9 protein-coding genes are annotated in these 8868 nt (G+C 46.1%); 1 reads left to right on the plus strand and 8 read right to left on the minus strand.

All coding sequences use genetic code 11. The features are described from left to right. Nucleotides 1–122 precede the first annotated feature (122 nt). The 8 genes from ACXAFQ_RS19575 to ACXAFQ_RS19610 form a co-directional block, all read right to left on the minus strand. Nucleotides 123–449, minus strand: a complete 327-nt coding sequence (locus tag ACXAFQ_RS19575) for a YbaB/EbfC family nucleoid-associated protein (RefSeq protein ID WP_070125170.1) — start codon at nt 447–449, stop codon at nt 123–125. A gap of 36 nt (nt 450–485) precedes the next feature. Continuing rightward, entirely contained in the window at nt 486–3200 is a 2715-nt protein-coding gene (gene dnaX, locus ACXAFQ_RS19580) for a DNA polymerase III subunit gamma/tau (protein ID WP_474825063.1), read from the minus strand. Nucleotides 3201–3215: 15 nt separating this feature from the next. Further along, nucleotides 3216–3752 carry an adenine phosphoribosyltransferase gene (gene apt / locus ACXAFQ_RS19585; protein WP_474825064.1) on the minus strand — a complete coding sequence of 179 codons (537 nt, stop codon included), beginning with the start codon at nt 3750–3752 and terminating at the stop codon, nt 3216–3218. Between the two features lie 15 nt (nt 3753–3767). Further along, nucleotides 3768–3890: a hypothetical protein gene (locus ACXAFQ_RS19590; protein ID WP_281182394.1), complete on the minus strand. Its 123-nt coding sequence runs from the start codon at nt 3888–3890 to the stop codon at nt 3768–3770. Nucleotides 3891–3996: 106 nt separating this feature from the next. Beyond that, the gene (locus tag ACXAFQ_RS19595; RefSeq protein WP_474825065.1) at nt 3997–4740 is read right to left on the minus strand and encodes an HvfC family RiPP maturation protein; all 744 of its coding nucleotides are present in this window, start codon (nt 4738–4740) and stop codon (nt 3997–3999) included. Beyond that, nucleotides 4737–5588 carry an HvfB family MNIO-type RiPP peptide maturase gene (locus ACXAFQ_RS19600; RefSeq protein ID WP_474825066.1) on the minus strand — a complete coding sequence of 284 codons (852 nt, stop codon included), beginning with the start codon at nt 5586–5588 and terminating at the stop codon, nt 4737–4739. The genes ACXAFQ_RS19595 and ACXAFQ_RS19600 overlap by 4 nt, the downstream gene beginning before the upstream one ends. Nucleotides 5589–5615: 27 nt before the next feature. Further along, nucleotides 5616–6047, minus strand: a complete 432-nt coding sequence (locus ACXAFQ_RS19605; protein WP_474825067.1) for an HvfA family oxazolone/thioamide-modified RiPP metallophore — start codon at nt 6045–6047, stop codon at nt 5616–5618. A 195-nt stretch (nt 6048–6242) separates the two neighbouring features. Next, nucleotides 6243–7793, minus strand: a complete 1551-nt coding sequence (locus tag ACXAFQ_RS19610) for a methyl-accepting chemotaxis protein (protein ID WP_474825068.1) — start codon at nt 7791–7793, stop codon at nt 6243–6245. A 380-nt stretch (nt 7794–8173) separates the two neighbouring features. On the opposite strand from ACXAFQ_RS19610, the gene ACXAFQ_RS19615 reads away from it, so the two are divergent. After that, the gene (locus ACXAFQ_RS19615; protein WP_474825069.1) at nt 8174–8779 is read left to right on the plus strand and encodes a hypothetical protein; all 606 of its coding nucleotides are present in this window, start codon (nt 8174–8176) and stop codon (nt 8777–8779) included. Nucleotides 8780–8868 lie beyond the last annotated feature (89 nt).

The following is an 8868-nucleotide window of genomic DNA, read 5'->3' on the forward strand; positions in this document are numbered from 1 at the left end:
TCAAAAAACAAAAAGCTCTAGAGAAAACTAGAGCTTTTTTTGATCTTCTCGTTTCCCCATTTGACCCCATCAAGAGAACAGTAAATTTACAGTCTACAGGGCAATAAATAAGGGGGAAGCAATTAAAACGGCATTTTGAAGCCAGGAGGCAGTGGCATGCCACCAGTTACATCGCCCATTTTTTCTTTGCTGGTTTCCTGTACGCGACGAACCGCATCGTTACATGCGGCCGCAACCAGATCTTCAATCATGTCTTTGTCGTCGTCCATCAGCGACTCGTCAATATCAACACGGCGTACGTTGTGGTTACAGGTCATGGTCACTTTTACCAGACCGGCACCGGCTTCACCGGTCACTTCGATTTTTGCCAGATCTTCCTGGGCTTTCTGCATGCGCTCCTGCATCTGTTGCGCCTGCTTCATGATATTTCCCATTCCACCTTTAAACATGGTCGATTCTCTCTTTCTAAATTGATTGGAATTGCATTAGCGGGGCTGAACGGTATCTTCAAGTACCGAGGCAGCGAAAACATCCCGCAATGTCGTAAATTTTTCGTCGTTACTCACTACTTCGTGGGCATAAGCCTGACGCATGGTATCTATACGTGCCTGCAGCGATAACGGTGTTTGTTGTGGATGCCCGTAAACAATTTCTACGTTCACTGGCTGTCCTAATGCACTGGACAGCGCATCAGTGAGCTGGGCAATCGCATTATCGTTTATTAGATGGCTCTGACTCTGGTCTAATTCAAGCGTCACTTGCTCACCATTTTGCGAAAATGCAGAATTAAGTACGATTTGTTTCGTCAGACCAACCAGACCCAGGCTGGCTACGCGCTCGCTCCAACTATCGATTTGTCTGCCAAGCAGCAATTTCGTGCCGTCAGGTAGATATGCTGGAAGCGCGTCTTTATCTACGCTTTGTACAACAGATTTGGCCGGTTCAAACGTTTGTTCTGATACCGAGGGCTGTTGTTCATCGCTATCTGATTCCGATTGTTCAGATTCAGTAGGCAACGCACTTTCAATGCTATTTACCACTTCGGCCACATGTGTCGATGTCGCATTATCAGCAGGCTCTAGAGCGTCCGCAGGCGATTCGGCATGAACCTGATCGTCCATCGACGACGGCTGAGCAGGTATCTCATCGGTAGCCCATGGTGGCGGCTCTTCAGCAGCAGGAGGTTGGATTTCCGATTGCGGTACGGGCTGTTGATTTACCTCATGGGATGAAGGCTGAACGACTTCGGATTGTTCAGGACCGATAGCGTCAGACGACGTAACCGGCTGTTGGCCCCCTCGCTGACTTAATCTGCGAACCCGTTCGGATGTATCGGCTTTATCCGCTTGCTGCTTTTTTGCCGGTGACTCATCAGCCTCTTTACGTCCATTTTTGAGTTTCTGACGTAAAGCGAGCATTTCTTCAATTGACGTGAGTGAAGCCGTATTATCTACCGGAGCAGACACCTGAGCAGCCCCGCGCTGATTATCGGGTAAAGGATAATCATCGATGTATGCTTCATCATCGTAATCCCGCGCTGGCATGTCATCATAATGGGACGTTGGAATATTATCCCATTGCGGCGGCGCATTATCTGCGTGCTTAAAAGATTGATCAACCGATTGTGCAGGTTCTGGTTCAGATTCAGGTGCAGCACCGGCCTGAATCTCTTCTTGGGGTTGCGATGGATGAGGCTGTTGTTGCGATTCGCTTACCTTCTCAGGCACCACTTGCGGCTGAGGTTCAAGTGCCACAGGTTCAGCTTGACGAAGCTTGTTCGCCATCTGCTCAATCTCTTGTTGCTCTGCCTCTAATGAGGCAACCGACGATTCATCATCGGCCAAATCATCAGATATCGTTGCTTCCGGCTCCGGTGAAGTTACAGCGGTGTTAACACTGGGAGTTTCTGATTGCAGGCTTTCTTCATTAACTGGAGACGAAGTCAGAGTTGAAGCCTCGGGCTCTGACTTTGACTCAGACTCGGGCTCGGCGGAGTTCTGCATCGCAGTTGAGGCTTGGGTAAAAGACGATACAGGAGCAGCTTGCGCTGAATTAACAGGTGTTAACTGTGCCCCATCACCTTCGACAATCAATTCAAGGTTACCGTCATTTGGCGGAACAGGTGCAAAAGACATCATGCGCAGCAGTGTCATTTCCAGTGCTGAACGACCGTCTACCGCGTACGGTAAATCTTTTTTACCCTGAAGGGCTATCTGATAGAACAGCTGAACCTGCTCTGCGGGCATGGCCTTCGCCAGTTGATAAATGGCTTTAGCGGAGGTGGTTTCCAGCTTACAAGCATCAGGCACCCACTGAGTAAGCGCAATTTGATGTAGCAAGCTAGATACCTCTGCCAACACCTGACCAAAATCCGGTGCCTGCTCAGCCATTTGTGCCACAATATCCAATAATTCAGCTGCGTCTTTCTTCACCAGGGCAAAAAGTAACTTAAGCACTTGATGGCGATCCATCAGACCTAGCATGTCGGTGACGACCGACGCTGATACTTGATTGTCGCCCTGGGCAATGGCTTGATCTGTCAAACTCAACGCATCACGCATACTGCCTTGTGCAGCACGGGCCAGCAGCGCTAGCGCAGCGGGCTCAAAACCGATCTGCTCTTGCTGCAAAATATGATCAAGCTGTCCGGATATTTGCTCCCGAGATAACGCCTTCAAATTGAATTGCAGACAACGGGATAAGATAGTAATAGGCAGCTTTTGCGGGTCGGTAGTCGCCAGCAGAAACTTAACGTGGGGAGGTGGCTCTTCCAGTGTTTTCAATAACGCATTGAAGCTGTGCTTGGAAAGCATGTGTACTTCGTCAATCAGGTACACTTTATAGCGCCCCCGAGTTGGCTTGTACTGCACGTTATCGAGTAGTTCCCGGGTGTCTTCTACCTTGGTACGGGACGCCGCATCGATTTCGAGTAAATCGACATAGTTGCCTTGCTCGATTTCGCGACACGTATCACAAACGCCGCAAGGATTAGCGCCCTGCCCGGTCTCGCAGTTCAGACTTTTTGAAAAAATTCGTGCGATAGTTGTTTTACCGACACCACGGGTGCCGGTGAACAGATAAGCATGGTGAAGGCGGTCGTTATCTAATGCGTTGGCGATGGCAGTAACAACGTGTTCCTGACCAACGAGCTCACTGAACTTCCCTGGTCTCCACTTCCTTGCCAGAACCTGATAACTCATAAAACCAAGTTTTCCTTATTCACCTTCAAAATCACAAATTGAGTAGCATTCGATACCCAGCGCAGTCAGCTTGTCATAGCCGCCAAGATCTGGCAGACCAATCACGAACCCGGCGTGCTCAACCACACCGCCCAAGCGTCGAATAAGATTTGCGGATGCACCAATGGTTCCGCCGGTTGCCAGCAGATCATCGATTAGCAGCACACGGTCGCCTGGCTTTATTGCGTCTTTATGGATTTCCAGCGTATCTTTGCCGTATTCCAGTTCGTAAGATTCGCTCACCACTTCACGAGGCAATTTACCGGGTTTGCGCACAGGAACGAATCCCACACCCATTTCCAAGGCCAGCGGCGCACCAAACAAAAAGCCTCGGGCTTCAGTGCCTGCAACTTTGTCGAAGATTAAGCCCTGATATTGTTCAAGCAGCATAGCCACGCAAGCGGTGAACGCTTTATGGTCTTCCAGCACGCTGGTGACATCACGAAACATGATGCCGGGTTTGGGATAGTCGGGTACAGTTTTTATTACAGATTTTATATATTCAGCAGTCACTTCTTTGCCTTATGATTACAGCCAGAAAGTGAACCAGCCAGCGATAATATGTGCCAGAGGGAAAGCGACTAACGTGACAAGGATTGCCAGAAAGTACCACCAGTTAAACACTTCTTTAAACTCGCCGTTATCAGCCATAATCATTACCTGAAAGTTTTAAGTCAAAATGGTCGTAAATGTTAATCGAAACACTGTTCGAATAACAGAGCTAATGTCCATTATAGCCAAGAATGTTAATCCAACCTCAGCACATGAAGACTATTTTCTTTTCACAAAATGCGTGAAATGTTGATGCGATGTAAGGCTTCAATCGTTTGATGGCGGCGGGTTCAACGAGACTTTCGAGATGGTGCAATATTAACGTTTCGGTTAAGGGCTGTTTGGCTTCCGCCAGAACGCCTAGCAACAACGCAGACGCCGGCGTGAGTACAGAAAATTGTACTTCATCGTCCTCATCGCGATATACGCAGTAGTGGTGGGGATTAGCGGCAAGGTCTCTGCCGGCGTGCTCTGCACTGATTTGATGTACTGCATAGTTGTAGCTAACAACTTCTGCCAATGGCGACAAGGTAAATCGGTGGGCAGTATTGAGGTTTACATTTACAGGAAACGATTCTTGTCGGGTAGCAATGTCGATTTCTAGCCATTCATAATGCGCGAGATCTCGGGCGAATGCGGGTAGTGATGCGGTAATAGCATGATTATCATGCAAATATTCAAGAAATGCTTTACTGATGTCTACAAAATAAGGGCTATCACATCGATGATGGATAACAAAATGGCGAAGTATCGATTGCCATTGTCCCTCACTAATAAATGACTTCAAAACCGGAAAAGCAGAATCGACAAACTGGGTGATGTTGTTTAAAACCAATTGTTGATAAACACCCAAACGCTGCCTCGTCTCAGCAGTATCGGCACCATATTTTACGGCAGGATCACGTACAGCCCTGGCGAATGCGAATTGCTCTTCGAATGTTTTATTCATGCCGATTTACCTTCCCCCCGTTTGGAAGTTTGGTGAAAGGCGGCAGTTTCCTGGATATCTTTGATGCGGGAAACTTCACCAAGTAATTCAGCCATCGGCGGCAGATTGAAATCGCGCTCTAGCAAGGTAGGAAACACACCGTGTACGGTATATGCTTGCGCCAAAAGCGACCACACCGGTTCACATACCGCATCGCCATGGGTATCTATTTTTAGCGCTTCACTTTCGTCAAAGTGCCCCGCAATATGTCCCAATGCAATCCGCGACGATGGCAGTGCCTGCAGAAATTGAGCAGCATCGTATTTGTGGTTGATGCTGTTTACGTAGAGATTATTGACATCGAGCAACAGCTGGCAATCTGCGCCATCAAGCACAGCCAGAATGAATTCCAATTCAGTGAGTTGCCCATGAGGCTGATAATAATAAGAGACATTTTCCAGTACTAATGGACGCTCGATTATATCTTGTACCCGCTTAATGCGGCCTACCACATGTTGAACCGCTTCTTCCGTAAACGGGATCGGTAATAAATCGTATAGATGACCTTCTGAGGAGCAGTAACTTAAATGTTCACTGTATAGCTGAATATTGTGGTCGTCTAAAAAGGTTTTTACTGCTTTGACGAATTGGATATCGAGAGGATCTGGACTACCAATAGACAGTGACAATCCATGGGCAATCGTTGTGGCTTGAGAAGTACAATCACGAAGTTGACGCACAAACTTTCCCCCCATGGGGATCCAGTTTTCCGGTGCCAACTCCCAAAAATCCACTTCAGACGGTAAATTGGGCAGGAGCGAAGGCAGCATTTCACGACGAAGTCCGAGACCGGCACCAAGTAAATTCATCACCTTGCTCCTGTACTTTTGATTATCTTAGCGCTTACTCGCACCGCATTTACCCTCTCCACACTTTCCTTCTTTGTCAGCTTTCTTCATCGCGCTGCAATTTCCCTCTTTCATTTTTTTGTCTTCACCGCATTTTCCCTCAGTGGCTTTTTTTGCCATGGTTTCCGACATTGCTTTGTTGTCTTTCATGTCTTTAACAGCTGAAGGTTTTGACTCGCCACATTTTCCTTCCTCGGCCATTTTTTTCATGGCTTTTTTATCACCGCACTTCCCTTCTTCTGTTTTCTTTTCTTTACCACCACATTTACCTTCACCGCATTTGCCTTCGACAAACGTCTGCATATATCCGGACTCGAGCGTTTGATGCCCGAATGGGTTCGAATCTGCCAGCACAGAACCACTGCCCATAACCGCTGCACTTACAATACCGAGAGATAAGGTACGTTTAAAATTACTCATGTGTCTTGTCCTCAAAGAATGGATAACAGCAGTAGCATTTGATTCACCACATGCTGTTTATGTCAGGTTATTTAAAGAGACCGACTTTTACAGGTAATACTTTCATCGTATGAAATGAAAGTAAGTAAACATTTGAAATAAAAAAGCAGCCCAAAAGCTGCTTTAAGTATTATGAGGAAAAGTCACCAGCGCTATTTAGCTGTCCATGGCTTTATAACCAATTCGGAAGCCGCCCCAGTGGCGGCCTTTCACATAAATGGGGGCCGACAAATCATGCATCACTTCGCCGGTATCCCGTTTGTAAGTTTGTAGCAAAAATGATTCGGTGTTCTTTCCGCATCGTGACCCTGTGCGATCATCGAAAATACGCTTGGTTCGGCTTTGTGCCAAGTCGACGTCGTAATCACCGGTCATCGGTTTACTGAATTTCCGGTTATGGGTTGGAAAATAACCGTTCACGTCGACAGCGCCAGCATAAATTATGAAATTATTCTGCTCGAGGATAGGCTCCTGAATCTGAGGAAGTAAGTTATCGGTGAAGCTATCAAACTGGGTTGTGAACTTTTGCGGATTCGTCCCGGCGACAGGCTGATAGTTAAAATTGAATAAATCAGACTCACTGATTTTTCCAGATGCGATCGATGATTCAAATAGCTGACCAATCTTTGCAGCAGTTTCAACGGCAATGCGCTGAACTTGCCCGTTCCTATCATTCACTTCGAAGCTCTGTAGTAAACGGAAAATCCCTTCGGTCTGATAACTCAGTGCGATGACTTTCTCAGATACCTCAATAAGATCACCTTCCAAGTGCTGTGTATTTTCATGCAATGAATCGGCATTTACGGAAATACCGCGATTTGTCTCTCCATGAACGCCCACTGTATTAGCGACCTGCCCCATGGAATCTGCTGCTTCAGCAGAAATAATACTGGTTTCTTCAATGACTGTGGAAATCTGATTTATCACTTCAGACATTGACGAGTTAGCTACGGATACTTTGCCGATGGCGTCCACTGAGGATAGACTATAACGATTAATTTCATTGAGCACATCGTCAATCCCTTGCGTTGCGTTCGTGGTTTTTTGTGCAAGATCCCTCACCTCATCAGCAACCACGGCAAAACCTCTGCCCTGCTCTCCTGCACGGGCCGCCTCAATTGCCGCATTCAGCGCTAACATGTTAGTTTGATCGGCAAGAGAATTAATGGTTGTGGTAATACCGCTTATCGAATCTGCCTTACTTTTTAACGTGGCCAACATGTCTGAAGACGATTCAATTTCTTGCTTCAATTGCTCTTGCTGAAGCACCAGTTTTTGCAGAGAATCTTTGCAGTCTTGGGTTTTACTGTCTGCCGCCTGGATCTTCGACTGCGCGTCGGTAGCAAATGACACTAACTGCTGATTACCCGCTTCAAGATGTCGAATACTCGTAGCAATACCCTGTACATTATTCGCCTGATTCTTAAACACCTCAGCTAACTTATCGAGGAAATGAGAAACGGTTGCACCGCCGATGGCGATGCGACTAGCCGACTGACTAATGGATTCACCTAGCTGAGGATCAATATTTACCTCAGTGCCATGTCCTTCTGGTTCTTGTTCAGAGGAAATGTTAACGAGTACAGCAGACACCAGTACAACAGCGAGTGCTGTGCACATCGCTATCCACCAATAAGCTAACTGCAAAAATCCGCACACCGCCACCACGACAGCTGCAACAATACCGATAACAATAGAGTTTTTCACTTCAAACAACATCCTGTTAACTTTTATAACCTAACTATAGACCAGTTATGGAAATTTACGGAAGCATAACCTATCGACATTAGTAGTATTTATTACAGATGTTTCGCTTCAACGCCGAATTTCCTTAAGTTAAAAATAAACGTCCTATATTGAGTGAAAAACTATCACTTTGTAAACATGATAGAAGTGACGACTGGCGGTACTTGTGAGCTAAATACTTGGGATTTCAGTAATATGAAAAGGTGTCATCTACAATAAGCTCGTATAACTATTGACACAGTTTACATAACTAGATTTGAACATGGTGAAGCATTACGCTTACCGCAGCTTAACTTCAAAACAAGTCGCACTCACACTCTGGAAAGAATAAAAGGATATTTATGAAAATTAAGACCCTCGCTACGGCCACGATGATAGCGTTTCTCGGCTTTTCCGCTAATGCATCAGCAAAGAAATCAGACACTAAGCATAACGCTAGTCGAGTTGTGCAAGGTAGCTACACGGTAGTTTCAGGTTCAGTTGAAACCTTTGATATATCATCTGATCCAACCAAACTCGAACAATTAGGTACATACTCTATTTTATTAAAAAATACGGAGTGGAACCAACTTCCGTGGCGCGACAAACTCCGCGTTCGAAAGTATGTACACATTACTGGTAGTTTGAAGGGCACGATTGACGTGTCTAACCTTTACACTGTGGGTCCTGTGGTTTCCCACGTGATGATAGATGATGATCGCTCTACCGTTATTCGCTCAGAGAACGACGTGTTTTATCCTGTCTCAGGCGATCTTTTCTGTTCTACAGGTTCACCGATGGAAATTCTTGAGTATGTGAACCTGGTTGGAGCAACTGGGCAATATGAGAATTTGACCAGCGGTACAATTAGTTTAAGCGGTACTGTTAATAATTGCCCAGGACAAGAAGATTACGGCAAATATGATTTGTCAGTTGTGCCTGGCGAGAGCACTCTGATCTTCGAATAAATAGGTATCATTTCATACGGAAGTTACGTAATGTAACTTCTTTTTTTTGTATTTTCAGAAATGCAAAAAGCCCGCTCAAATGAGCGGGC

The sequence above is a fragment of the Alteromonas sp. ABH2_165 genome (assembly GCF_056159945.1).